This window comes from Mesorhizobium sp. NZP2298 (genome assembly GCF_013170825.1).
Classification (GTDB): domain Bacteria; phylum Pseudomonadota; class Alphaproteobacteria; order Rhizobiales; family Rhizobiaceae; genus Mesorhizobium.
Window position 1 is genome coordinate 5,194,823 of record NZ_CP033365.1, and the last position, 25,981, is coordinate 5,220,803.

Below are 25,981 nucleotides of genomic sequence, written 5' to 3' on the forward strand. Positions count from 1 at the left end.
AGGGCCGAATTGTGACAGGTTCCGTGGCGGCAAGGAAGCCCGCGGGCTTTGAACAGGATCGCTGTTTCGACAGGTCACCGGCGGCGGATGATTGCGGTCAACTCAGCTTGCCAAGCCTGCCAGAAGCTGGCCGTAGGCACTCTTGGCCACGACCGCCAATTGCTCGCGCGGCAGCGAGCCGACGACGGCGCAGCCATAGCCCTTGTCCAGCCAGTAGACGGCCTGCGGGCCATCCTGCGCCGAAGCGTAGGTGCCCTTGGCATTCTCCGTCGATTCAGCGGTGACGAAGAGGGATATGCGCTCGCCCTTGTCGTCCTCATAGAGCAGCATCGCGGCCTTGGCTTCGCCGGCCGGCAGCAACCGGCCGCCGATCAGTTGAAAGCCATTCGCGCTCAAGTCCGGCGCCACCAGCTTCAGTCCGACCCGGTTGGACAGCCAGGTCTGCAAATGATCCTTGTCGCTGGCCAGCACCTCCACCGCATGCCGCTTCTCGGCAGCATAAATGACATGGGCGGCGATCGCCTGTTCGGCGAGCCGATCCTCGGCAGGATCCTCCTGTCCGATGCCGTCAATGCCGGCAAAATAGCCGCCAAATCCGCCCGTGGCCAGAAGCACGGCCGCCGCCGCGGCCAGCCACCAGCGCGAGCGGGGCACCGCAGTCCTAACAGGCGCTTCGCCGAGCACCATCTTGCGCAAGCGCGCGGGAACAGGCTCGTCCAGCACACCGGCAAAGGCGGAGCGCAATGCCTCCCGGTCGGCTGTGAAGCGGGCGCTTCTGGCCTTCATCTCGGGATTGGCATCGAGCCAGGCATCGTAAGCGGTGCGTTCGTCAGCCGGCAACTCGCCATCGAGCGCCATATGGATATCACGTTCGGAAAAATCGCGGCGGATCATTTCTCGACGATCCTTATCGCGCGGCGGCGTGCCGTGTCATCCAGCAACCCGCGCAATTCCTCACGCCCGCGTGCAATGCGCGACATCAGCGTGCCGGCGGGCACGCCCAGAATATTGGCGGCCTCGGCATAGGAAAAGCCTTCGATGGCAACCATGACAAGGGCCGCGCGGCGATCGGGGCTGATCGCCTGCAGCGCGTCGATGATCTCGCGCGAGGCGATGCCCTCCAACTGTTCGGCCGGCTGGGCAACCGCCTCGCCCGCTTCCAGTGGCAGCATCGCCGCTTCGCCGCGACGGTTCACCTTGCGCATCTGGTCGATGAACAAATGATGCATGATCGTAAACAGCCACCTCCTGGGGCTTTCTCCCGTCTGCCAATTGTCGAGCCGCATGAGTGCGCGCTCGAGGCAGTCCTGAACGAGATCGTCGGCAGAATCGCGGTCGCGCAAAAGCGAGCGTGCGTAGCGGCGCAGGCGCGGTATTTCGCCAAGGATTGCTGCCTTCTTTTCGTCCATGACCGCTGGTTCTGAGGTCGCCCTTGTTAATCCCGATTGAACGCGCCTTCCCGGCGTGGCGCAAGCGGCCAGCGCGAAGCGGTCCGCCGCCCTGGTCACCCAAGCAATGAGACAACGCTGGCGAGTGCCGGTTTATTCCCGGCTGATTGAGCCCCCTAACGTCATTGCTCCGCGACCGGTGTCGTCTCCTTCGCAGCCTGAGTCAGCAGCCGCTGGTAGAACAGGCCGATGCCGATCAACACGGCGCCAAGGCCGATGAAGGACAGCGCCCTGAGCACGCCCTCCAACTCCGACATGTCGAAGAGGAAGACCTTCAGCACCGCAGCCGCGATCAGCACGGCGGAGGCAATACGAAGCACCTGCGACTTCAGCCAGACGCCGGCTGTCAGCAATGCCACGCCGATCACCAGCCAGAGCGCCGAATAGGAGTAGGTTTCCAGCTGGCCGAGCCCGCTCCACAGGCCGATGAACTCGCCCTTGAACAGGCGCCTTACCGAGAGCGTAGCGTAAGTGAGGGCAAGTGCTGCCGCCACCAGCGCCAGCATCTGCGCATACCATTTCGGCCGCTTGTCCCTGATGTAGAGCGCCAGCCCGCCGGCAGCGACCGCCGGCAGGAGATAGGCCAGGAACAACAGGTTGAACACCGGGATCCGGCCCGTCGATTCGTCAGTGAATAATGGGTTCAGTACCACGAAATGCCGGATGACGATGAGGGCGACCGAAATCACGCCGGCAGCCATCGAACCATAGCGCAGCACCGAACTTGGCGAGCGCATGTCGATGGCGACCAGGATGGCGCCGGCGCCGATGGCGATCAGCGTGTAGATCGCCTGTTCGGCGAGCGTCATCGCGCCCGTGTCGATGACGCCACCATGCATGGCGTGACGCACCAGCATGGCGACGGTCAGCAGCGCAAACAGCGCCGCCGCCGCCTCCATGGCGAGGCGCGGCCGGCCATTGGTGGTGCGGGCGAGTTGCCAAGCGGCGAAGCCAAAGGCGAGCGCCGGTACGCCATATCCCGGCAGCAGCCAGTTGAACACCGGTGTCGTCGACAGGAATTCGGATCCGACGATCGTCGGATCGAAGGCGACACGGCCAAGCACCGCGATCACGGCGCCAACCGAAATCCAGCCGAGCACGGGATAAGAACGCCAGCGCGTTGCCAGCGCAGGCACGATGGCCGCGGCACCGAGCAGAATGGTGGTCCAGCCGGAATCGAAAGCCATGTGCAGCGTCAAGAGGCCGGCGATCGCCGCGCCGCCCAAGGCGAACGACACCGCCATGCCGCCCTTGAGTGGCGGCTCCTCGGCGCGAGCGATCCACTCGCCACCGGCGGCGAAGACCATGACCAGCAGGGCTGCAACGGCGGCATAGAGATAGTCACGGTCGAGGTTGCCGAAGGTGAACCAAAGCGCCAGCAGGATGACCAGCGGCACGATGACACCCGATGCCGACCAGGAGGCCGACCGCAACCAGGACGATGCCGCGAACTTGCGGGCGGCCCACAAGCCCGCGCCGATGAAGACAAGGCCCAGTGCAATGCCAATGCGCAAGGTCAGACCATTGGACATGGCCAAGGGCAAGCCATCGACCCCGAGAGCGCCTGTCGAAAGGTCGGACACGATCGAGGTTGGCGGGATGATGCCGAGATAGATCAGTACCGTCGCCAGCCCTGCGGTGTAAAGCAGCGGCAGCGCCAGTGGACGATAGAGCGCAACGACCACCATCGCCGCGAGGATCGCGGCGCCCGGCAAGGCATAGCCTGCGGCGGCGAAAGCCGGGTCGACCGACAGGCCCAGTGCCGAGAAGGCAACGAAAAGGCCAGGCACGATGGACGGCCAGTCAAAGGCCCTTGCGGTTCCGTCGCGATGGCCGCCGAGCCAGACAAAAGCGAGGATGGCCAGCGTGACGGCGTCGATGAACAGGATTGCGGACAGGTTCACGCCCGAGGCATCGGTCATGTAGAGGATGGTCCAGATGCCGGTGCCGAAAAAGGCGGCCGCCATCAGCGCTTTCCAGTCGCGCATGCGAGCGATGACGCCGGTGGCGGCGAGCACTATGGCGAGATAGCCGAACAGCGCCCAGGGATTGGGCGCCTGCGAGGCGATCAGCACCGGCGTCACCATGGCGCCGACAAGGCCGATGCCGGCCAGAGCCTGGCCATGGACGAGAGCCGCCGCGATGGTGGCAACGCCGATGGCACCGAGCAGCGTAAAGGCGAGCGCCGGGCCGATGAAGCCGTAAATGCCGTGGGCGGCATAGACGGTGCCGAACAGGATGAAGGCACCGGCCGCCGTCAGGATCGCCGGAATATAGGCGCCCGCAACACCTTGCACCGGCACCTTGAAGCCGGTACGGCGAATGAACTCGCCGCCGGCGACCAGCACCAAACCGAGCACCGCTGCCATGGTGAGCCGCACACCAGGGCCGAAAATGCCGGCCTCGATCGTGTAGCGGATCAGGAACAGGCCACCCAGTGCCAGGGCGATGCCGCCGACCCAGACGGCCCAGCGGGTGCCGAGCGCCGTCTCGATATCCGGCTTGCCGGGTGCCCTTGCCGCTGCGGCCGGCTCGACGGCTGCCTTCGGAACCTCGCCCGCTGACCAGGGGCCGGACACGATCTCGCCTGGCGGAGATTCGGTCTCCGTGGTCGGTGTCTCCGCAGTCGGCGACTCCGCTATCGCCGGCTCGCTTACCGCTGACGAGGCGACATCGGCCACTGCTGCAGCCACCGGCACGGCGTCCGCCTTGCCATCGGTCGCGGCCTGCTCGGACGGCTTGGCCACCGGCGGCACGACGCCTGAAAGGACAAGGCTGCGCAGCGCGCCAAGCTCGCGCTCGATCAGACCGATGCGGTTCTGCTGGCGCGAAATGATGACGAACAAGGCGATGATGGCGACAAGGCCGATCAGGCTCTCAAACATGGCGGTTCCCCCAAACCAGGCCAGTTTTCACTGACGTTTCATCTCACTGACATTCAAATACGGCGGCTAAACGGCTGGAAAACTCAACGTGCCGCCAGATTGGCGGCTGGAAATATCGAACATGTCTCCGTGCCGAAAGCCAGCAGCTTGCCGCCGGCATCCTTCAGCGTCGCTTCCGACACGGCAAGCGTGCGGCCCTTGTGGACCACCTTGCCTTCGCAGACCACCTCGCCGGTCCTGGGCGTGATCGGCCGCGTGAGATTCACCTTGAATTCCGCCGTCGAATAGGCCTCGCCTTTTTCAAGCAACGTCTGCACGGCGCAGCCCAATGCCGAATCGAGCAGCGTCGCCGCCCAGCCGCCATGCACGCTGCCCAGCGGGTTGAGATGGCGCTCGCCCGGCATACCGCGAAAAACCGCCCGCCCCTCCGACACTTCGGTAAGGGTGAAATTCAACTGAAAGGAAATTGGCGGCGCCGGATATCCGCCGTCGATGATTTGCTGCAGCAGTTCCAGGCCTGTATATTTCAGGATGTCGGCGTGCGGAATAGTGCCGAGGCCGAGCGGCGAGACCCGGCCCGGATACAGTTCGACTTCGGTCATGCTGCGTTGTCTCCTGCAACGATCTTGCGCGTCGCATGGTGCTTGCGCAAGGCGGCGAGAAAGCCCGCGCGGGCATCGGGCTGTTCGATGGCACGCGGCTCGTAGACGTGGCGCGTGAAGAAAAACCCGGTCAGCCGGAAGGCATCCTCGACCGCCGCCGGATCCGCGCGCAGGCCGGAGCCGCGCTGCAGAAACGCCGGCAGCACCAGCATCTTGTCGCGCCAGGGCGCGCCGGCGTCGCGCGACACCGCGCGGCCCGACTTCGGCGAGACATAGGCAAGGTCCTGCCGCGTGCCGGTGGCGGCGCATTGGCTGAGATCGAGGCCGAAGCCGAGTTCATCAAGGATCAGAAGCTCGAAACGCGCTACCAATTCTCCGGCGGCATCGGCATCGTCGAGATGGGCGATCATGACGGCGAGCGCTTCGTAAAGGCCGCCATGGGCGTCACGCTCGGGCAACAGGCGCAGATGCGTGGCCATGGTCTGCAGTCCGTAGACAGCGACGGCGCTGTCCATCAGCCGGGCGGCGTTCATTTCGATCGCCTCGACCTGGAACGTACCGAGATGTTCGTCAAGGCGCGCGCGCCATAAGAGATCGACGCGATTGCCGGGTTGGAGAACAGGTTGCTGCTTTCGCGAACGGCCGCCGCGAACGAGGCCGAGATAACGGCCATGCGCACGCGTCATCACCTCGAGAATGGCGCTGGTTTCGCCATGCTTGCGGGTGCCGAGAATGATTCCCTCGTCGCGCCATTCCATGCCCAGAGCTTTTCACCCGTTGAGTGGCGAAATCAAGATAGGGCTTTGTGCCCAGCAGACTGGCATCGGAATGCGCGCAAAAAAACGCCCGCAGCGATGCGCTGCGGGCGGTCTGGTAAGGTCAGTCGATCGATTAGAAGTTGCGCTGGAAGCGGACGATGCCGCCGATGCCGTCCTTCTTGTCGGCCTTGGACCAGTTGCCGTAGACGGAGGGGTTGCCGTAATTGCCGTAGTGATCCCAGTCGACTTCGGTCGTGATCGTGAAGCCCGGAACGATGGTGTAGGCGACGTTCGCCGCAAGAGCGATGTTCTTGTCGTCGTCAGCCGAAGCCTGGACGTTGAACGAGGTCTTGTCGTTGAACTTGTAGGTGCCGCCGCCCCAGACGGCCCAGTTGCCGCCCCAGGGCTTGTACTGAGTGCGGCCATGGATTTTGATGAAGTTGGCGGCGTCGTCCTTGGAATTGTCGTCTGTGCCGTAGCCGCCCATGACGAAGAGCGACAGTTCCTTGGTGACGTTGATATCCAGGCGAACCTTGCCGGACACTTCTTCATAGTTGCTGTCATAAGCGACGACGCCGGTGATCGCACCCCAATCGCCCTTGTACTTCAAGCCGCCGACGACATGCGGGACATAGCTGTCGATCGTGTTCACGCCAGTGCCTTCTTCGAGCGAGACCACGCCCGTGAAGCCGCTGCCAGCGTCGAAGTAGTACTGGACGACGTTGGTGTCCTTGATGCCATACGGGATGATCGTGTCCTGGATGACGTTGCCGGCGTAACCGATGAATGCATCGTATGCTGTTTCATCCTTACCGACGCGCAGGCCGCCGAGCTGGATCCAGGCGAAGTTCAGCGTTACCGCCTTGCTGACAGCCTGCCAGTCATCGGCGCTGCTAGCGTTTTGATTGGTATAGTCGCCGGACTTGTTGCCGAATTGAAAGCGGGTCTCGGTGAAGGTCTTCAACGTGCCGAGCTCGGTTTCCTGGCCGGTATAGGTCCGAAGCGCGAAACGCATGTTCTTGTAGTAGGTGTCGTGTCTATCGCCGTTCATGTGGTCCGGAACGTTGTTGACACCATCCAGCGTGCCGGAATCGCCGACGCCGATGTCATAGCGGAGATAACCGCCGATGCGCAGGCAGGTCTCGGTGCCCGGGATGTAGAAGTAGCCGGCGCCGTAGACGTCGCAGATCTTGACGTATTCGGCCGGCTCCGGTTCGGCGACGACAACCGCGTCCGCGGCGCGAGCGCCGGAAACCGCGATCAGGGCCGCGGCTGAGCCGAGAAGGAGGCTCTTGATGTTCATTTTCTGACCTCTCCAGTCATAGTTTAAATGGCTTCGGATTTGTGGCTGGCGGATATGTTTTCCCGCCTCACCCCAACAACGAAAAAGGCGCGCACCGCGTCCCCTTTTCGCGGCGAACATACCCATCAATCCTCCGCCTTCAATGACGGTTTTGGAAATAAAGGCGATTCCTTGAACAGATTAATGCTGTGTTGCACAAATAACACTGGTATATATAACGATTGGCACAAATGGCACAACGTCATATATTCAATATATATTTGTATAGTTTCGCGGCTAACTATGCATTCAATACGAGATGTTTCCAATTAATGGCCTCAAAATGGCATTTTTTGGCTACTTGTCCTCAGAAATGACCATTGCGTTGCGCTCAGAAGATGACAGGCTGGTGTCCTCCACCTCGCGATGACGCAGGGGAACTCCAACGCCGCCTGCAAGGTCGGCCAAATTTCGCGAAGACCGTCGAGACAGGCCGGCGCACGCTCCGGCGCTATCGATTGTGACAGCCACCCCTCACCGTGAGCCTCTGCGGGACCACTTTTCAAACCCAATGCGACAGATGCAGGCGGCAAGAAACAAGAGCGATGGCGGAATCAGATCAAGCCGAATTCCTGTAGTCGGCCAGCACTTCGCCGATCACGTGTCCGGATTTTTCGACTTCTGCCTGGTTGTTCGTATGGCCAGCGACCGTGATCAGCGCCTTCCATAGCGCCCAGCCACGCCCGCGTGCCCAGATCACCTCATCAACGGCAAGACCGGTGCGGAAAACCTCCCTGCTCTCGCCCTCAAACAAGGTCCAGGCGATCGCCAGGTCGCAGGACGGATCGCCGACACCCGATCACCGCGCTCAAACGATCCTTTTCGACAAGCAGGTCGCCCCAGCTGACATCGCCATGGAACCAGACCGGTGCCCCGTGCCAGGTGGCGGCAAGGGCAGCCGCACGGTCATCTCGTCGCCAAGTTGAAAGGTCCTGTTGCCCCATCCGCCAAGCTCAACCGGCCTGACCGCAAGGTCCTTCCACTGGGGGAATTGCGTGGCGACCAACCGGCGGACGAGAGCCGTGTCGATGATGGGCCTGCTATCCATGGGCCGCTAGTGCGGGAATTCGAGACCCATCTCGCGATAGCGCTCGGGATCGTCGCCCCAGTTCTCGCGCACCTTCACGAACAGGAACAGATGCACCTTCTGTTCAAGAATGCCTGCAATCTCCATGCGTGCCGCCTGGCCGATGGCGCGGATGGTTTCGCCCTTGTGGCCAAGCACGATCTTCTTCTGGCTGTCGCGCTCGACATAGATGGTCTGGTCGATCCGCACCGAGCCGTCCGGCTTCTCTTCCCATTTCTCGGTCTCGATATGCGAGGAATAGGGCAGTTCCTGATGCAGCCTGAGATAGAGTTTTTCGCGGGTGATCTCGGCTGCCAGCTGGCGCATCGGCAGATCGGAGATCTGGTCTTCCGGATAATACCAGGGGCCGGCCGGCAGCGCCTGCGCCAGATAGTCGAGCAGATCCTTGCAGCCGGAGCCGGTCAGTGCGGAGACCATGAAGGTGCGCTTGAAAGGCACTTTCTCGTTCGCGGCCGCGGACAGGGCCAAGAGCGTCTCATGCTTGACCCGGTCGACCTTGTTGAGGATCAGCGCCATCGGCTGGCGTACGTCCTTCAGCCGTTCGAGGATGGCGTCGGCATCGCCCCTGATGCCGCGCTCGGCGTCGATCAGCAGCAAAACGATATCGGCATCCTTGGCGCCGCCCCACGCGGTGGTCACCATCGCCGTGTCGAGACGCCGCTTGGGCTTGAAGATGCCGGGTGTGTCGACGAAGACGATCTGCGCATTGTCATGCGTGGCGATGCCGCGCACGATGGCGCGAGTGGTCTGCACCTTGTGGGTGACGATCGACACTTTGGCGCCGACCAACTGGTTGACCAGGGTCGACTTGCCCGCATTCGGCGCACCGATCAGCGCGACAAAGCCGGAATGCGTGGCCGGGGCTTGAGCAGTTTCAATATCGGTCATGCTGCGTTCCATACACCTTCGCGCAGCAGAAGGGCAGCCGCGGCTGCCTGCTCCGCTTCACGCTTGGAACGGCCGCTGCCTGTCGCCGGCTGAAATGCACCAACCCTGACGCTGACGGTGAACAACGGATCGTGGTCCGGCCCCTCGCGGCTGTCGATGTTGTAAGCCGGGACGGCACTCGCCGCCTGATGCGCCCATTCCTGCAATTCGGTCTTGGCGTCGCGGCGTGCGGCCCCCGAAGCCTGCGAACGCGGCTGCCAGTATTTGTGGATGAAAGCGCGCGCGGCCTCCAGGCCGCCGTCGAGATAGAGCACGGCGATCAGCGATTCCAATGCGTCGGCGCGCAGATTGACGCGCTTGCGGCCCTCGAGCCCGCGCACATCGGATCCAGCACGGATGAGGTCCGGCAACCCGATATGCTCGGCGATCTCGGAAAGTGCCTCGGCGTTGACCAGCGCATTGAGCCGCAGCGACAATTCACCTTCGGCCGCATCGGGGAACGCCGCCAGCAGCATGTCGGCGACGACCAGGCCGAGAACCCGATCGCCGAGAAATTCGAAACGCTCATAGTCGGTGCCGGCATTGGCGCCGCGGGCACTGGCATGGGTGAGCGCCCGCTGCAGGCGCTGGCGGTCGGCAAAGGCATGGCCCGTGCGTTCCACAAGCGCTTCGGCGAGCGCATCGGCGGTCAGGCGTTTGGCCGCTGCCATCCCTAATTGACGAAGTGGAACAGGCGCGACGCACGCATCAGCGACGGCCATTTCCAGATTTCGAGCGGGCTTGCCTTGCCGGCGATCGAGAAGAAAACAAGATTGGCGCGGCCAACCAGGTTCTCGGCAGGAACGTAACCGACGGTGAACCGGCTGTCGGCGGAGTTGTCCCGGTTGTCGCCCATCATGAAATAGTGGCCGGGCGGCACGTCGAATTCACGCGTGTTGTCGCCGATCGAATTCGGATTGAGGTCAAGCGTGTCGTAGCTGACGCCGTTGGGCAGGGTTTCCCGATAGACATCGATCGGCTGAGGCATTTCGGTGATGTCGGGATTGTCGATCTGGCCGGTCTTCACGCGCGGCACGCCGACGCCGTTGATGAACAGCTGGCCATTCTTCATCTGGATCTTGTCGCCGGGCAGGCCGACCACGCGCTTGATGTAATCGACGGACGGATCCGGCGGGAACTTGAACACCACCACATCGCCGCGCTTGGGCTCGGAGCCCCAGATGCGACCCGAGAAAATATCAGGTCCGAAAGGCAGCGAATAGCGGGAGTAGCCGTAGGACCACTTGGTGACGAACAGATAGTCGCCTTCCAGAAGCGTCGGCCGCATCGATCCCGACGGGATCGAAAAGGGCTGGAACAACAGCGTGCGGATAACCAGGGCGAGCAAAAGCGCCTGGACGATGACGCTGACGGTTTCGCCAAGCCCGCCGGATTTCTTCTGGGATTTTTCAGCCACGCTCATGTCGTCCTCGATTGTGCGTTGGATGGTATAGAGTCTCGGCGCGCGCTGGGCAACGTCAATGCCGGTCGTCAGATGCAATCAATGTGGCGCTTCTTCGACGGGCAACGCCTCGATGATCACAAAGGCTTGAGCGAGCGGAAAATCATCCGTGATGGTGAGGTGGATCGCCGCCCGATGGCCTTTCGGCAGGATTTTTTGCAGTCGCGCCAACGCGCCGCCGGTCAGCGCCATGGTCGGCGCGCCGCTGGGCAGGTTGACGACGCCCATATCGCGCCAGAACACACCTTGCGCCAGACCCGTACCCAGCGCCTTGGCGCAGGCCTCCTTGGCGGCAAAGCGCTTAGCGTAGGAGGCAGCGCGGGCACGGCGGTTCTCCGAACGCGCCTGTTCGACCTCGGTGTAGATCCTCTGGACGAAGCGCTGACCGTGACGCTCCAGCGATTTCTCGATGCGCCTGATGTCGATCAGATCGCTGCCGATGCCGATGATCATTGTGCGGCGGAACCGACGCTTCCGCCAGGATGAGACGATTGCGCGTGGCGATGCGCGCGCTCTGCCAGCCGCTTGCGCCTTTGCTCGCGAAAGACATTCATGCCCCAGCGCGTGGCACCGTAGAACAGGAGGCCGAACACCAGCCCGAGCGGCACCGCGCCGATCAGCATGGGTTCCAGCACGGGATGCCACAATTTCGCGAAGGAAAGCGTGTGCAGCATCTCGCCCAGATGCGCCGGCGGACCATGCGCCGGCAGGCGATCGTGCAGGATGAGCTTGCCGGTTTCCCAGGATGCGCCCCACAGAATGGGAAAAGTCAGCGGGTTGCCAAAGAAGACAGCGCCGAGCGCCGCCGCCACCAGATTGCCGGCGATAACCCAACACAGAACGGCGGCAATGATGAAATGGAAGCCCACGGGAAAGAATGAAGCGAAGACACCAGCCGCCACCCCGGCGGCCACCGCATGCGGCGTCGCCTTCAGGCGCAGGATGCGCTTGGAAAAATACTGCAGCGAGCGCGAGAACGAACGGCGCGGCCACAGATAGGTGCGCACCCGCTCCAGGAGACCATCAGGCTTGCGGCGACGAAAAAGCACTCTGTTCCTATTCCCGATACTTTACAGCTTACATGCCGGCTGTCTCCAGCCGGGCTTCAACCGCCACATCTTGCGCTTTGCGGCCACTGAAAGGCAATCGCGACTTTGATATAGCGATACGCACCCCCGACAACAACCGAAGGCCGCCTGCAGGGCGGCCGCACCGCCATAATTCTTGGTAAGGTTCGCCCTTCCAACACCGGACAATCACGGCGAATTTGAGAAGCGCCTTCGGCTTTTTGTCGCAGTCGAATGCTTGAGATACTACCGCAGGTACCGGCTGACCTCGACAAGATTGCCGTCCGGGTCGCGGAAATAGACGGACATCATCGGCCCCCGTGCCCCGACGCGTTCGACCGGTCCCAGTTCGAGCGCAACGCCATTGGCTTCGAGACGGGCACGGATTTCGTCGAGCGGCTGTTCGGTGATCAGGCAGAAATCGCCAGAGCCCGGAGTCGGAGCCTTCGCCTTGGGCTCGAAAGTGCGGCTGATCTCATGGACATTGATCTTCTGGCCGCCAAAAGCCAGTGCCGTCGGCCGGCCCGGCGCATCGATGCGCTCAAAGCCCAGCACGCGCTGGTAAAAGGCGCAGGTCGCCTCGAGCGAGGCCACGGTCAACACGAAATGATCGATACCGACGATCATCGCCAATTTGCCTTCATGCATGTCATCCACTTCCAAAACCGCTGCACTTTTGGGCGACATGCATGTTTGTTTCATGCATGTCGTTGTCCCAAAACCGCTGCACACTTTTGGGCGACATGCACAGTCAAATGTTGCGGCTGCCGGGCTTGACCGCAGGTATCGCGGCAAGCTCCGGCGGCAGCCGGTCCGGCGGATAGGCTGGAACCTCATATTCGGCGAGCGCGATCAGCGGCACCCCGACATGGGTCTTCCCAGCCGAACGGTCGATGATGCAGGCCGCGGCCACCACCTCGGCGCCAAGTTCGCGCAGGCACTCGATGGTTTCGCGGATCGACAGGCCGGTGGTGACAATGTCCTCGACGATGACGACGCGCGCGCCCCGAGCGATCTCGAAGCGGCGCAGGCGGAACTCGCCCCCTTCCCGCTCGACCCAGATCGCCGGCACGCCGAGATGACGTGAGGTCTCGTAAGCCGGGATCAGGCCGCCAATCGCCGGGCCGACAATATAGTCTATCGTGCCCGGCACCGCGGCGCGGATCTTCTCGGCCAGCGCCTTGCACAACCGCTCGGTCTTGTCGGCATGCATGAACACTCGTGCCTTCTGCAGGAAGACCGGGCTGCGCAAGCCCGACGTCAGGATGAAATGCCCCTCCAGGACAGCGCCCGCCTCACGGAAAATGCCTAGCACTTCATCGGTGTTCATCAGGTCCCCCAGTTGCCAATTGTTTTAACCGTTCACGCGCCGTGCATCGCTGACGCTGGAATTGTCCTTGAGTTGAGACAGCAGCCGGTTGAGATGCTTCAGATCCCAGACTTCGAGATCGATCAGCATTTCGGTGAAGTCGGGCGCGGTGCGCACCATCGACAGCGTATGGATGTTGGCGTCGTTGGACGCGACGACCTGGGCAATATCAGCGAGCGACCCTGGCGCATTGATGGCGGTGACCGAGACACGCGCTGGGAACCGTTCCTTGGTGCGCTCGTCGATGTCCCAGCGCACGTCGATCCAACGCTCGGGCTGGTCGTCGAAGGCCTGCAGCGCCGGCGACTGGATCGGATAGATGGTGATGCCGGTGCCCGGCTGGACGATGCCAACGATGCGGTCGCCCGGCACCGCGCCTTCCGGCGCGAAGCGCACCGGCAGGTCGCCGCGCACGCCTCGGATCGGCACGGCGCCGTCGCGTGGCTGGTCCTTGTCCTTGCGCGCCGCGCGGCCTGGAATCTGGAATAGCATGCCGGCGGCGTTGCGGATCTTCGACCAGCCCTCCTCGCGCTGCTTGGGGGCCGCGGGCGTAACACGCTCGTCCTTGTAGTCGGGGAAGACCGCCTTCATGACGTCGGCGGAGGCCAGTTCGCCACGGCCGACGGAGGCCAGCACATCCTCGATGTCCTTGCGCGCCAGCCGGTGCAGAACCGGCTTCAGGCTTTCCTTGGTGAAATTCTTGCCAGCCCGCTCGAAGGCGCGCTCCAGAATGCGCGCGCCGAGGCCGGAATACTGCTTGCGGATGGCGTTCTTGGTGGCACGACGGATGGCGGCGCGCGCCTTGCCGGTGACGACGACCGATTCCCACGCGGCCGGCGGCACCTGCGCCTTGGAGCGGATGATCTCGACCTCGTCGCCGTTCTTCAGTTCCGTCATCAGCGGCATGATGCGGCCATTGACCTTGGCGCCGACGCAGGTGTCGCCGACATCAGTGTGCACGGCGTAGGCGAAGTCGATGGGTGTAGCGCCGCGCGGCAAGGCGATCAGCATACCCTTCGGCGTGAAGCAGAACACCTGGTCCTGGAAAAGCTCCAGCTTGGTGTTTTCGAGAAAGTCCTCTGGATTGTCGCCCTCGGCGAGTTGCTCGATGGTGCGCCGCAGCCAGGCATAGGCGTTGGTCTCCTTCGAGATCGCATGGCCGGCGCCGTTCGTCTTGCCGCCGGTGTCCTTGTATATCGAATGCGCCGCGACGCCGTATTCGGCAATCTTGTTCATCTCGCGGGTGCGGATCTGCAGTTCGACGCGCTGGCGCGACGGCCCGACGATGGTGGTGTGGATCGAACGGTAGTCGTTCTGCTTCGGCGTCGAGATGTAGTCCTTGAAGCGGCCCGGCACCATCGACCATGTGGTGTGGATGGCGCCGAGCGCCCGGTAACAATCCTCGACCGTATCGACGACGACGCGGAAGCCGAAAATATCGGACAGCTGCTCGAAGGACAGCGCCTTGGCCTCCATCTTGCGGAACACCGACCAGGGCTTCTTCTGCCGGCTCTTCACGCTGGCGTTGATGGCATGCTTTTCAAACAACGCCGACAGCGCCTTTTCAATGTCGGTCAGCACGCCCTTGTTGCGCTCGAATATCTCGGCAAGCCGCGCGGTGACGGCACGGTAGGCTTCCGGATTGATGAAGCGGAAGGCGATCTCTTCCAGCTCTTCGCGCATGCCTTGCATGCCCATGCGCCCGGCCAGCGGCGCGTAGATGTCCATCGTCTCCTCGGCGATGCGCAGGCGTTTGGCCTCGGGCATATGGTCGAGGGTGCGCATGTTGTGCAGCCGGTCGGCAAGCTTGACCAGCAGCACGCGGACATCTTCCGAAATCGCCAGCAGAAGCTTGCGCAGGTTTTCCGCCTGCTCCGCCTTCTTCGACACGAGATCAAGCTTCTTAAGCTTGGTCAGGCCCTCGACCAGCTTGCCCATTTCGGGACCGAACAGATCGTCGATCTCGGCCCGCGTCGCCGTGGTATCCTCGATGGTGTCGTGCAGCAGGGCGACGGCGATCGTCGCCTCGTCCATGTGCATTTCAGTGAGGATCGCGGCGACTTCGAGCGGATGCGAGAAATAAGGGTCGCCGGAAGCGCGCTTCTGGTGGCCATGCTTCTGCATGGCATAGACATAGGCCTTGTTGAGCAATGCCTCGTTGACGTCAGGCTTGTAGCGCTGGACGCGCTCGACAAGCTCATACTGACGCATCATGGGCGGAATCTCTCGGAGATGACATGAATCATGCGCCGCACTGCTGTACGGCGCATGTCATAGATAGCCACGAAACTGCCGAGACGGAAGTGCCGGAAACGTGTTCCGGGCAGGTCCAGAAAACTCTCTTAGTAATCGTCGCTCTTCTCAGGCGGCACAAGGCCTTCGATGCCGGCCAACAGATCTTCCTCGGTCATGCGATCGAAGGTGATGTTGTCCTCGGCATCGTCGGTTTCGGCGGCAGCGACGGCGCCGCCGGTCTGATCGGCGATCACCTCGCCATCGGCTTCGGGCTCGTCGACCTCGACGTGCTTCTGCAGCGAATGGATCAGGTCTTCCTTGAGATCGTCGGGCGACAGCGTCTCGTCGGCGATCTCGCGCAAGGCGATGACGGGGTTCTTGTCGTTGTCACGAGGAACGGTGATCTGCGCGCCCTGGCTGATCTGGCGAGCACGGTGGCCGGCCAAAAGCACCAGCTCGAAGCGGTTGTCGACCTTGTCGATGCAATCTTCAACGGTTACGCGGGCCATGGACTGCCCCTTTCATGCCTGGATTTAATGGAAAACAGGCGCGGTCCATAACCCGAACGTCGCCAAAATACAAGCATCATGGCATTGACGGGAGCATTGAGCACCCAATCTCCCGTTCAGACACCTGATTTGGCAAAACCGGGCCGCATCCTTGATTCGCCGCCGCGATCACAATTGCTTGCATTGTCCCATCACGCCTTGGATTGCCCCCAAACTGGCGTTATCTCGGATGGATAGGGTCGGCCGGTTTATTATGAGCCTGACCAATAGTCGCTACCGCATCTCGTTTAGACGGCCGCATTTTCGAAAAAGGACTATTTTCCATGTTCGACCCACGTGAAAAAATCGCCCTCTTCATCGACGGTGCCAATCTCTACGCCACATCGCGGGCGCTCGGCTTCGACATCGACTATCGCAAGCTGCTGTCCAGCTTCCAGAAGCGCGGCTATCTCTTGCGCGCCTATTATTATACGGCGCTGGTCGAGGATCAGGAATACTCCTCGATCCGCCCGCTGATCGACTGGCTCGACTATAATGGCTTCAAGGTGGTGACGAAGCCAGCCAAGGAATTCACCGACTCGACCGGTCGCCGCAAGATCAAAGGCAATATGGACATCGAGCTCACCGTCGATGCGCTGGAACTCGCCGACGTCGTCGACCACTATGTCATCTTTTCCGGCGATGGCGACTTCCGCACGCTCGTCGAGGCGCTGCAGCGGCGCGGCCGCAAGGTATCGATCGTCTCGACCATGGCCTCGCAGCCGCCGATGATCTCGGACGATCTGCGCCGCCAGGCCGACCACTTCATCGACCTGACGACACTCAAGAACGAAGTTGGCCGTGATCCCTCCGAACGGCCGGTGCGCCGGCCCGAACCGGCTGAAGTCGAAGAGGACGACTACTGAGGCCGGTCGCCTTGACCGCCCTCTCCCATGCCGAACCCGATCGCGACTGCCCGCTGTGCCCGCGGCTGCATGACTTCATTGCCGAATGGCGGCAGCGCGAGCCGTCCTGGTTCAACGCACCGGTGCCAACCTTCCTGCCACTGGGCGGCGAGGATACCGTCCAGCTTCTGATCGTCGGGCTGGCGCCCGGCCTGCGCGGCGCCAACCGCACCGGACGCCCCTTCACCGGCGACTATGCCGGCGACCTGCTCTACTCGACATTGATCGCGCACGGTTTTGCACGCGGTGAATTCAAGGCACGGCCCGATGACGGGCTGGAGCTTGTCGGCACCGCGATCACCAATGCGGTGCGCTGCGTGCCACCAGAGAACAAGCCGGTCGGCGCCGAGATTTCGACGTGCAGAACATTCCTGGTGCCGACCATCGCCCGCTTTCCCAACCTGCGCGCCGTTCTGGCGCTGGGATCGATCGCGCACCAATCGACCGTGCGCGCGCTGGGCGGGCGCGCCGCAGACTATCCGTTCAAACATGGCGGGCAGATGGAGGCGGGCGATATCACGCTGTTTTCGAGCTATCATTGCTCGCGCTACAACACCAATACAGGCGTTTTGACGGAAGCCATGTTCGTCAATGTATTCAGCCAGATCGCGACGTTCCTGCGGAAATGACGCCGTACTATTCCTGACGCGCTTCCCAAGGGAAAGCGCTACGCGCCTTTCCCGGAATTGCTCTAGAACCCCTCCAGCACGATCTTGCCCTTGGCGGTGCCGGTCTCGATCAGCGCATGGGCGCGCTTCAGATTGGCGGCGTTGATACGGCCGAATGTTTCGCCCAGCGTGGTGCGGATGGTGCCGGCGTCGACAAGGCGTGACAGTTCGTTGAGGTGCTCGCCTTGCACGGCCATGTCCTGCGTCTCGAACAGCGAGCGCGTGAACATCAGCTCCCAATGGACCGAAACGCTCTTGCGCTTGAACGGATTGATATCGAGTGTCTGGGGATCGTCGATCAACCCGAACCGGCCCTGCGGAGCGATCAATTCGGCAATCTCGGCCAGGTGCCGGTCGGTATTGGTTGTCGAGAACACAAAGGCTGGTGCGCCGATGCCCAGCGCGGCGACTTCGGCGGCCAGCGGCCTGGAATGGTCGACGACATGATGGGCGCCAAGCCCAAGCACCCAGTCGCGTGTCTCTGGCCTCGATGCGGTGGCCACCACTGTCAGACCGGTCAGTTGGCGTGCAAGCTGGACCGCAATCGAGCCGACGCCGCCAGCGCCGCCGATGATGACGATGGCATTCGCGGCGCCCATGACAGGCTTCTTCACGTCAAGACGGTCGAACAGCGCCTCGAAGGCGGTGATCGCCGTCAGCGGCAGCGCGGCAGCCTGCGCATAGTCGAGCGAGCCAGGCTTGCGACCGACAAGGCGCTCATCGACAAGGTGGAATTCGGCATTGGTGCCTTGCGGCGCGAGCGCACCGGAATAGAAGACGTCGTCACCGAGCTTGAACAGGCTGGCGTCCGGACCCGTTTCAACGACCCGACCGGCGGCATCCCAACCAAGCACCCGCCAGGTTCCGGCTTCGGGCCAGGCACTTCGGCGTATCTTGGTGTCGACCGGATTGACCGAGATCGCCTTCACCTCGACCAGCAGTTGACGGCCTGTCGGCTCTGGCTTGGGCAGGTCGATATCGACGAGGGAGGCCTCATCAGTGATGGGAGCTGGGATCTGATAGCCGACGGCGCGCATTTTTGTCTCCGCGATTGCTGTTGAGCTTTGTCTGGGGCAGAGATGCGGACTATGCGCGCCAAGCGCAAGAATGCACATATAGAGCACATAGTGTCGAAAAGGATACCGTCATGCCGCGCATTCGCCATGAGCGATTCGATTGCAGCCCCGGCTGCACCGTGGAGGGAACGCTCCGCTATATCGACGGAAAGTGGAAGGGCGTCGTGCTCTACCATCTGTTCGAGGGGACGCTGCGCTTCAACGAGATACGCCGGCGCATTCCCAACTGCACGCAGCGCATGCTGACCAATCAGCTCCGCGAACTGGAAGCCGATGGGCTGATTGCCCGCAAGATCTATCCGGAAGTACCGCCGAAGGTGGAATACAGCCTGACCCCGCGCGGCAGAAGCCTGGAGCCGGTCATAACAGCCTTGAAAGTTTGGGGCGATGCGAATGTGACGTTGGCGCCGGAGGCATCGCAGGCGGCGGCTTGAAGCGGCCGCTGCTCAGCAATGGCAAGACGTGCAACCAAGGTAGCTTGGCGATGCCGGCGGCAACAGGATCGTCAATATTTGCAACGGCATAGCCCGGTTTGTGAAGAAACCGATTCGGACGCGCAATCCCGATCGCTTCGGCCGGACGGCCTCAATGCGCTGGTGCAAGCAGCGCCGTCAATTTCTCCGACCCGCCCTGCAAGACATTCAGGTCGACGTCACCCTGGATGCCATCCACGCGCCCCCTGTTGTGATACTGCCAATAGATCCAGTCGTGGCGATCCGGTTCCACCAGCAGAGAGCGAAGCCATAGCGGGCGCGCGGCGATCTGCCCGGCATACGCGACCTCGGCCTCATCGGTCAGATAGACGATCGCCGTCTTGCCGAACGCTTCCTCGACAGGTCCGAGAAAAGCCTGGAGTTCGGTATTCAATTGTTCGGGCGATGGACGCTGCGGACAGTTGCCGCCGAACTCGATATCGACGACCGGAGGCAGCAAGGGCTGATCCTGCGGCACGACCGAGATGAAATTCTTCGCCTGGTCGGCGCCGGGCCGGCAGAAGGTGAAGAAATGATAGGCGCCGACGGCGAGGCCAGCCGCGCGAGCCTCACGCAGATTGGTGGCAAAGGCACGATCGACGTGATCGCCGCCCTCGGTCGCCTTGATGATGGCGAAGGCGACATCGGCGGCGGCAACGCGCCGCCAGTCGATTTCGCCCTGATGGTGGGAAACGTCGATGCCTCTGACCGGATATTTGCCACGGTCCGGGGAGTATGTGTGGAAGTAGACGAAGCCACCGGCTGCGACCAGGGCTGCAAAGACCAGGCTGACCGATCCCCAGAGGATTATCCGGCTCTTCAAGACGACCCTCTCTCAGGTATTTTCTGGCTCCATACGTTCGAAACTTGAAAGCCAAACGGTTGGCTTTCTTGGGCTACCGCCCGATACCCCGCCCTTCGCTATGGCTCCGGGCGTTCGTCGCTCGAAACGCCAAATCGTTGGCTTTTCGCCCGCTTCGCGGACCGCTCCTCACCCACGCTCCTTCAAGAGCCGGCCCTTCTCGCGCGACCAGTCGCGCTGCTTTTCGGTCTCACGCTTGTCGTGCAGTTTCTTGCCGCGACCGACGGCGAGCAGCAGCTTGGCGCGGCCCTGATCGTTGAAATAGATCTTTAGCGGCACCAGGGTCATCCCTTCGCGGTCGACGCTCTGCGACAGCTTTGCCATCTCACGCTTGTTGAGCAGGAGTTTGCGGCGCCTCCGGGGCTCGTGATTGAAGCGGTTGGCCTGCAGATATTCCGGCAGATAGGAATTGATCAGCCAGATCTCGCCGCCTTCGACCGAGGCGTAGCTGTCCTGGATGTTCGCCTGGCCCTGGCGCAGCGACTTGACCTCGGTGCCGGTCAGCACCAAGCCGGCCTCGATCGTGTCGAGCACCTCATAGGAAAACCGCGCCTTGCGGTTCTCCGCAACGGTCTTGTTGTTGGGATCGGCTTTTCTGACTTGATTCATGATGTGGAGAGGTGGCGCCTCATCCTTAATTTATCAAGCCGGCGTGCTTCATGGCCGCGTCGATCTTTGCAGCGGTCGACTCCTCGACCGTGACCAGCGGTGAACGCAGCACGTTCTCGACCTTGCCGAGCTTCGACAGCGCGTATTTGGCGCCGGATACGCCGGGCTCCAGGAAGATCGCCTTGTGCAGCGGCAAGAGACGATCCTGCAACTCAAGCGCTTTTGCACTGTCGCCGGACAGCGTTGCTTCCTGGAATTCGGCGCACAGCCGCGGCGCGACATTCGACGTCACCGAGATGCAGCCGACACCGCCATGGGCGTTGAACCCGAGCGCCGAGGCATCCTCGCCGGAAAGCTGGATGAAATCCTTGCCGCAGGTCATGCGCTGCTCGGACACACGCTCAACCTTGCCGGTCGCATCCTTGACGCCGACGATATTCTTGAAGTCGTGCGCCAGCCGGCCCATCGTCTCCGGCATCATGTCGATCACCGAACGCGGCGGGATGTTGTAGATGATGATAGGCAGCTTCGTCGCCCTGGCGACGGCGGCGAAATGCTCGTAGAGGCCGCGTTGCGTCGGCTTGTTGTAATAGGGCGTGACGACCAGGGCGGCATCGGCGCCGGCCTTTTCGGCATATTGCACGAGCCCGACGGCTTCCGCGGTGTTGTTGGAACCGGCGCCGGCGACGACCGGAGCGCGGCCATTGGCGACCTCGATGCAGACCTTGACGACATGGCGATGCTCATCATGCGACAGGGTCGGCGACTCGCCGGTCGTGCCCACCGGAACCAGGCCAGTCGTGCCTTCAGCGAGCTGCCATTCGACAAATGCGCGAAAGGCTTTCTCGTCGAAACGCCCGCTCTTTTCGAACGGTGTCACGAGCGCAGTAAGCGAGCCTCTCAGCATGTCGTCCAACTCCTTGGGACTTCTTGGGTTTTATCAGTCGGTTTGTCGTGCGCGCCTTCTAGCCGAAAGCGAAGCGGCGCACCATAGTCTCGACATGGTTGCGCGGCAAGCATTGCCATGGTGCCAGCAAGCGCAATTCGGACGGCCTCGATAACTCTTTGTTTACGAGCCCTTCACGACCTAAGTTTAGGCTTCGAGGCTTCTTCGCCTTCTGGTAAAATGCTGGATTAGGAAAGACACGAGATCATGCCGGCCAGTCGGCCCCACCTCTTCGCGCTGCTTGGCGCCATCGCGGTGCTGATGCCCGGTGTGGCGATCGGCGGCAGCGTCGATGTGCAGGTCACCTCGGCGATCCCGATGCCCAGCCCGCAGGACGGGGCGCAGCAGGCGCCCTCACCCAGCGTCGCGATGCTGAAGAGCGGGTTGGACGCACTGGCGGCCGGCGATATTCCAGGCGCCCGCGGTGTGCGCGACGCGCTTCCGGCTCAATCGCTCGACCAGCATATACTGGCTTGGGCGATCGCCCTCTATGGCGGCGACAAGGTTCCGAGCGGCGATATCGCCGCGGCCGCGAGGATGCTGCCCAACTGGCCGGGCACCGTCGCCTTGCGCAAGAACAGCGAGCGCGCGCTCTATCGGGAAAACCCCGCCCCCGGCATCGTCATTGCGGCATTCGGCGGCAGCCAGCCGCAAACATTCGAAGGCGTCATGGTTCTCGCTCGCGCCTATGTGGCGACGGGCAACGTCAAGGCGGCACGCTCGGTGCTGTCGCCGTTCTGGCGCACCACGGTCCTGGAAGCCAAGGACGAGACGGCGTTGATCAAGGAATTCGGCGGTCTGATCCCTGCCGCCGACCACCGTTTTCGCATGGATCGTATGTTCTATGCCGATCGGGTGAACTCCGCCCTGCGGATTGCCGGCCTTGCCGGCGCCCAGCAGTTCGCCGATGCCTGGGCTGCAACCGACAGAGGCGACAAGAACGCGCTGAAACTGCTGAAGGCAGTGCCGGCATCCCAGCGTTCGGCCGGCTATTTCTTCGCGCAGGCCGAATATCTTCGCAAGCAGGAAGATTTTGCTGGCGCCGCCGCCGTTGTGATGAAGGCGCCGACGGACCGCGAGGCTTTGGTCGATCCGGACGCCTGGTGGGTCGAACGCCGGGTGCTGTCGCGCGAACTGGTCGACCAGGGCGACATGAAGACGGCTTACCGGATCGTCGCCACGCATGCCGCCGAAAGCGCGGCCAATGCGGCGGAGGCCGAGTTCCACGCCGGTTGGTATGCGCTGCGCGGCCTCAACGATCCCAAGCTTGCCGCGACGCATTTTTCACGTATCGCCAAGTTGGCGCAGGGGCCGATGACATTGTCGCGCGCCTATTACTGGCTCGGTCGTGCGGCGGAAGTCGGCGGGCCGGGCAATGCCAAGGACTATTTTGGGCGTGCGGCGGCCTTTGGCACGACCTTTTACGGCCAGCTTGCCGCCGAACGCGTCGGCCGCCAGGCACTCAATATCGTCTATCCCCAGCCGAGCGCTGCCGACCGGCAGAATTTTGCCAGCCGGGAGGCCGTCAGCGCCATCAAACGCCTGCAGGAGGCAGGCTACGACCGCTATGCCGAAACGCTCTACCGCGACCTTGCCGGACAGTTGACCAGCCCGGGCGAATTGGCGCTGCTCGCTGTCCTTGCCGAGAAACAAGGCAACCATTTCATGGCGCTGAAGGTCGGCAAGATCGCCGGCGCGCGCGGTATCGATGTCGGTGCGCTGTCGCATCCGCTCGGCGTCATCCCTGATTCGGCCAATATTTCCGGCTCGGGCAAGGCGCTGGCCTATGCGATCGCTCGCCAGGAAAGCGAATTCAACATCGGCGCCGTATCCAGCGCTGGCGCACGCGGGCTGCTGCAGCTGATGCCGGGAACCGCCAAGCAACTGGCGAAGAAGGCCGGATTGCAGTTTTCGCAGGCACGGCTGACCACCGACGCCGGCTACAATGCCACACTCGGTTCAGCCTTCCTTGGCGAACAGCTCGATCGCTTCAACGGCTCCTATGTGCTGACCTTCGCCGGCTACAATGCCGGCCCCAACCGGGCCAGCCAGTGGGTGGCGAAATACGGCGACCCGCGCGGCAAGGACATCGATGCGGTGGTGGACTGGATCGAGCGGATTCCCTACACGGAAACAAGAAGTTACGTACAGCGCGTGATGGAGAATTACGAAGTCTACAAGATGCGTATTTCCGGCAAATACGACATCGTCGGCGACCTCGTGAACGGGCGCAGCTGAGGGCTCGACAGGCCCTTTCGCCAACGCTGCCGATCTCGCTCGATGGCCGGCAGGCCAGAGGGAGTGGGAAGGATCTCCAGTCCTTTGAATGGTCCTGTCCCGGGGAATGAGCTTGCAGGTCAACGGGACGGCCGCTCTCCCCTGCCAGGCATCTCTGCCGCAGGACGAGGTCGGGAACTTCGGTCTCGCCTTCTATTTGACCGCTCCCGCTCTCACCTGTAGCAGTCAGGGATGATCCCGCAGCAAGAAGGTGGCATGTCCGGATGCCTGGTACCGAAGGCTTTTGCGACTTGTTCTACGCCGCGCCAGATGGGCTGAGACTTCATGCGCTCGTCTATGGCGAAGCGAATTCCGGACATTGGCCGGTCGTCTGCCTGCCTGGCCTGACCCGCAACGCACGAGATTTTCATGAGCTGGCGCTGCGCCTTTCAACGGGCTCCGATCCGCGCAAGGTGGTTGCCTTCGACTATCGCGGGCGCGGGCAATCGGCCTATGACCCCGATGTCAGCCATTATAATGTCGGCGTCGAGGCCGGCGACATCCTTGCCGGTCTGGCAGCACTGGGCATCGAGGAGGCGGCTTTCATCGGCACCTCACGCGGTGGGCTGATCATCCATGTGCTCGGCGCCCTGCGACCGGCAGTGCTGAAAGCCATTGTTCTGAATGATATCGGGCCGGAGATCGAGCCGGCCGGCCTCGCCCATATCCGGTCCTATCTTGAACGCGCGCCGAAGCCGAAGACCTTCACTGAAGTGGTGAATGTCCAACGCCATGTTCATGGCCAGGACTTTCCCGCACTCACCGACGCCGACTGGACGCGAATGGTGGGGGCGCTCTACCGTGAGACGGATCAAGGGCTGTTGCCGGATTTTGACCCGAAGCTGGTCGACACCATTGCGAGTCTCGACCTGTCGCAACCATTGCCCGCGCTCTGGCCGCAGTTCGACGCGTTGGCGGCCATTCCCTTGCTCACTGTCCGCGGCGCCAATTCGAGATTGCTGTCGACCCAAACGCTGGATGAGATGCGAAAGCGCCATCCTGGCACCGAGACGATCACCGTCACGGGTCAGGGGCACGCACCATTCCTCGAAACCGGCAGTCTGCCTGGCGATATAGCGGCCTTTCTTGATCGGGCTGAGCGCCAAGACTGAATAAAGTAAACCCCAAGACCAGATCTGGTCCAGGGGTCACAGCAACAGTATAGCCGCGCCTGTCGGAATTATTTGGCCTTCGAGCTTTTCCCCAAGGCTTTTGCCGGCTTCGCCGCAGCCGCCTTGGTCGTTTGGCCCCGCTTTGGCGCCGAAGGCGCGGTCAGCGGGGACGAGAAGGCCGAGCTTTCATCACCACGCGAGGCATCCTCGCTTCGCGGCGTTTCCAGCACGACGACACAGCCGTCGAGATCGTTGGTGGCCAGATGCGCGTAGCGCATGGTCATCGAAAGAGTCTGATGGCCAAGCCACATCTGCACGCGCCTGATGTCGATGCCGCCCTGGACAAGGCGCGAGGCGCAGGTGTGACGCAAGATGTGCGGCACGACCTGATCGTCGGCGCCAAGACCGACTTCGGCCTTCGCGTCATTCCAGATGGCACGGAACTGTGCCTGGCTGAGCTTGGTGAACGGGCCTTTGGGCCGGCGCCCTTCGGCGGGAGGCAGCTTGATGACCTCCTTGACACGCTCGGTCATCGGGATGGTACGGCTGCGGCCGGATTTGGTGATCCAGAAACTGACGCGATGTTCCTGGATGTCGTTCCAGATCAGCCCGAGCGCCTCGCCGAGACGGCATCCGGTGTCGACGAGGAAGACGGAAAGCCTGTAGGCATCCTCACTGCGGCTTCTGATGGCGGCGAACAGCCTTGCCTCTTCGTCCCTCTCGAGGAACCGAATCCGTCCCGCCCGCTCTTTCTGGCGGCGGAACTCGGGCAGGCTGTGGATATCTCCCATCTTGTAGGCCTTGCGCAGCAGTTTGCTGAGGGCAGCCATCTTTCGATTGATGGTTGCGTTGCTGTTGCCGCGCTGGCGCAAGGTGCCGATAAGGTTATCAAGGGTACTCTGGTCAAAGGCGCTGAAACGTTCTCCAAGGAGAATTTCATCTATTTCGCCGATGAAAGAGCTGACATTGTATTTATGCCGGCCATCATCCCACAGTATGTCCCGATAGGCTGAAAAAAGCTCTCCGACTCGGTACGACTTTACTTCTCTTATCTTGTTGTACGTGTACTTGATCTTCGAATTCTGAGAAGAAAACATCGAAAACGGATCTGAGGGGCTAGCCTCCTGGATCGCTTCGTTGGTCATAATTCGTCGCGCCCCCCGAGTGGATAGATCAGCCCTATCCGCTTGGAAGCGTCCTTTCAAGAGTTTTAATCACGCGGTTGTGATCTCATCCGCCCATCAGCGAATCCCACGAAATCACTCTGCGGACTTGTTCAGCTACCGATTCCCCCTCTTCCTTCGTTTGCGTTGACCCAGTCAC

25 protein-coding genes and 1 pseudogene are annotated in these 25,981 nt (G+C 62.2%); 5 read left to right on the top strand and 21 right to left on the bottom strand.

Going from position 1 to position 25,981, the window contains the following annotated elements; genetic code table 11:
• Positions 1–102: 102 nt before the first annotated feature.
• The 16 genes and pseudogenes from EB231_RS25265 to rpoZ form a co-directional block, all read right to left on the bottom strand.
• Positions 103–894, bottom strand: a complete 792-nt coding sequence (locus tag EB231_RS25265; protein ID WP_172351206.1) for an anti-sigma factor family protein — start codon at positions 892–894, stop codon at positions 103–105.
• Positions 891–1,409: an RNA polymerase sigma factor gene (locus EB231_RS25270; protein ID WP_056563409.1), complete on the bottom strand. Its 519-nt coding sequence runs from the start codon at positions 1,407–1,409 to the stop codon at positions 891–893. The genes EB231_RS25265 and EB231_RS25270 overlap by 4 nt, the downstream gene beginning before the upstream one ends.
• A gap of 161 nt (positions 1,410–1,570) precedes the next feature.
• On the bottom strand, positions 1,571–4,333 hold the full coding sequence (locus EB231_RS25275) for a DUF2339 domain-containing protein (RefSeq protein ID WP_172351207.1): 2,763 nt from the start codon (positions 4,331–4,333) through the stop codon (positions 1,571–1,573).
• A gap of 83 nt (positions 4,334–4,416) precedes the next feature.
• A complete protein-coding gene (locus EB231_RS25280; protein WP_172351208.1) occupies positions 4,417–4,935 on the bottom strand; it encodes a PaaI family thioesterase in 519 nt (172 codons plus the stop codon).
• On the bottom strand, positions 4,932–5,693 hold the full coding sequence (gene recO / locus EB231_RS25285) for a DNA repair protein RecO (protein ID WP_172351209.1): 762 nt from the start codon (positions 5,691–5,693) through the stop codon (positions 4,932–4,934). The genes EB231_RS25280 and recO overlap by 4 nt, the downstream gene beginning before the upstream one ends.
• A 133-nt stretch (positions 5,694–5,826) precedes the next feature.
• The gene (locus tag EB231_RS25290) at positions 5,827–6,996 is read right to left on the bottom strand and encodes a porin (RefSeq protein ID WP_172351210.1); all 1,170 of its coding nucleotides are present in this window, start codon (positions 6,994–6,996) and stop codon (positions 5,827–5,829) included.
• A 598-nt stretch (positions 6,997–7,594) separates the two neighbouring features.
• Positions 7,595–8,083, bottom strand: a pseudogene (locus tag EB231_RS25295) (phosphotransferase).
• Positions 8,084–8,089: 6 nt separating this feature from the next.
• The gene (gene era / locus EB231_RS25300) at positions 8,090–9,022 is read right to left on the bottom strand and encodes a GTPase Era (RefSeq protein WP_172351211.1); all 933 of its coding nucleotides are present in this window, start codon (positions 9,020–9,022) and stop codon (positions 8,090–8,092) included.
• The gene (rnc, locus tag EB231_RS25305; RefSeq protein ID WP_172351212.1) at positions 9,007–9,720 is read right to left on the bottom strand and encodes a ribonuclease III; all 714 of its coding nucleotides are present in this window, start codon (positions 9,718–9,720) and stop codon (positions 9,007–9,009) included. The genes era and rnc overlap by 16 nt, the downstream gene beginning before the upstream one ends.
• Before the next feature lie 2 nt (positions 9,721–9,722).
• A complete protein-coding gene (gene lepB, locus EB231_RS25310; protein ID WP_027045285.1) occupies positions 9,723–10,472 on the bottom strand; it encodes a signal peptidase I in 750 nt (249 codons plus the stop codon).
• Between the two features lie 78 nt (positions 10,473–10,550).
• Positions 10,551–10,964, bottom strand: a complete 414-nt coding sequence (gene acpS / locus EB231_RS25315; protein WP_172230668.1) for a holo-ACP synthase — start codon at positions 10,962–10,964, stop codon at positions 10,551–10,553.
• Positions 10,961–11,560, bottom strand: coding sequence for a DUF2062 domain-containing protein (locus EB231_RS25320; protein ID WP_172351213.1), 600 nt, complete (start codon positions 11,558–11,560; stop codon positions 10,961–10,963). Before EB231_RS25320 ends, acpS begins: the two co-directional genes overlap by 4 nt.
• Positions 11,561–11,824: 264 nt before the next feature.
• Entirely contained in the window at positions 11,825–12,226 is a 402-nt protein-coding gene (locus EB231_RS25325; protein WP_172351214.1) for a VOC family protein, read from the bottom strand.
• Between the two features lie 103 nt (positions 12,227–12,329).
• Positions 12,330–12,908 (bottom strand): orotate phosphoribosyltransferase, encoded by a 579-nt coding sequence (pyrE, locus tag EB231_RS25330; protein WP_172351215.1) that lies wholly within the window; start codon positions 12,906–12,908, stop codon positions 12,330–12,332.
• A gap of 24 nt (positions 12,909–12,932) precedes the next feature.
• Positions 12,933–15,161 (bottom strand): RelA/SpoT family protein, encoded by a 2,229-nt coding sequence (locus tag EB231_RS25335; protein ID WP_172351216.1) that lies wholly within the window; start codon positions 15,159–15,161, stop codon positions 12,933–12,935.
• A 128-nt stretch (positions 15,162–15,289) separates the two neighbouring features.
• Entirely contained in the window at positions 15,290–15,691 is a 402-nt protein-coding gene (gene rpoZ, locus EB231_RS25340) for a DNA-directed RNA polymerase subunit omega (RefSeq protein WP_056563448.1), read from the bottom strand.
• A 323-nt stretch (positions 15,692–16,014) separates the two neighbouring features.
• On the opposite strand from rpoZ, the gene EB231_RS25345 reads away from it, so the two are divergent.
• Entirely contained in the window at positions 16,015–16,596 is a 582-nt protein-coding gene (locus EB231_RS25345; protein WP_056563452.1) for a LabA-like NYN domain-containing protein, read from the top strand.
• A gap of 11 nt (positions 16,597–16,607) precedes the next feature.
• Entirely contained in the window at positions 16,608–17,264 is a 657-nt protein-coding gene (locus EB231_RS25350) for a uracil-DNA glycosylase (protein WP_172351217.1), read from the top strand.
• Positions 17,265–17,326: 62 nt separating this feature from the next.
• Here the strand turns inward: EB231_RS25350 and EB231_RS25355 are convergent, their stop codons facing one another.
• Positions 17,327–18,340, bottom strand: a complete 1,014-nt coding sequence (locus EB231_RS25355) for a zinc-binding alcohol dehydrogenase family protein (RefSeq protein ID WP_172351218.1) — start codon at positions 18,338–18,340, stop codon at positions 17,327–17,329.
• Positions 18,341–18,450: 110 nt separating this feature from the next.
• Between EB231_RS25355 and EB231_RS25360 the strand changes: the two genes are divergently transcribed.
• Positions 18,451–18,813, top strand: coding sequence for a winged helix-turn-helix transcriptional regulator (locus tag EB231_RS25360; protein ID WP_172351219.1), 363 nt, complete (start codon positions 18,451–18,453; stop codon positions 18,811–18,813).
• Positions 18,814–18,964: 151 nt separating this feature from the next.
• Here the strand turns inward: EB231_RS25360 and EB231_RS25365 are convergent, their stop codons facing one another.
• The 3 genes from EB231_RS25365 to dapA form a co-directional block, all read right to left on the bottom strand.
• A complete protein-coding gene (locus EB231_RS25365; protein ID WP_172351220.1) occupies positions 18,965–19,675 on the bottom strand; it encodes a glycoside hydrolase family 25 protein in 711 nt (236 codons plus the stop codon).
• A 168-nt stretch (positions 19,676–19,843) separates the two neighbouring features.
• A complete protein-coding gene (gene smpB / locus EB231_RS25370) occupies positions 19,844–20,323 on the bottom strand; it encodes an SsrA-binding protein SmpB (RefSeq protein WP_006202221.1) in 480 nt (159 codons plus the stop codon).
• Between the two features lie 25 nt (positions 20,324–20,348).
• Positions 20,349–21,230, bottom strand: coding sequence for a 4-hydroxy-tetrahydrodipicolinate synthase (gene dapA / locus EB231_RS25375; RefSeq protein ID WP_172351221.1), 882 nt, complete (start codon positions 21,228–21,230; stop codon positions 20,349–20,351).
• A gap of 246 nt (positions 21,231–21,476) precedes the next feature.
• On the opposite strand from dapA, the gene EB231_RS25380 reads away from it, so the two are divergent.
• A complete protein-coding gene (locus EB231_RS25380; protein WP_172351222.1) occupies positions 21,477–23,507 on the top strand; it encodes a lytic transglycosylase domain-containing protein in 2,031 nt (676 codons plus the stop codon).
• A gap of 263 nt (positions 23,508–23,770) precedes the next feature.
• Complete coding sequence (locus EB231_RS25385) at positions 23,771–24,658, top strand: alpha/beta fold hydrolase (RefSeq protein WP_172351223.1); 888 nt, start codon at positions 23,771–23,773, stop codon at positions 24,656–24,658.
• 68 nt (positions 24,659–24,726) lie between these two features.
• Here EB231_RS25385 and EB231_RS25390 read toward each other — a convergent pair whose 3' ends face one another.
• Complete coding sequence (locus EB231_RS25390) at positions 24,727–25,803, bottom strand: tyrosine-type recombinase/integrase (protein ID WP_445299288.1); 1,077 nt, start codon at positions 25,801–25,803, stop codon at positions 24,727–24,729.
• Positions 25,804–25,981: the final 178 nt, after the last annotated feature.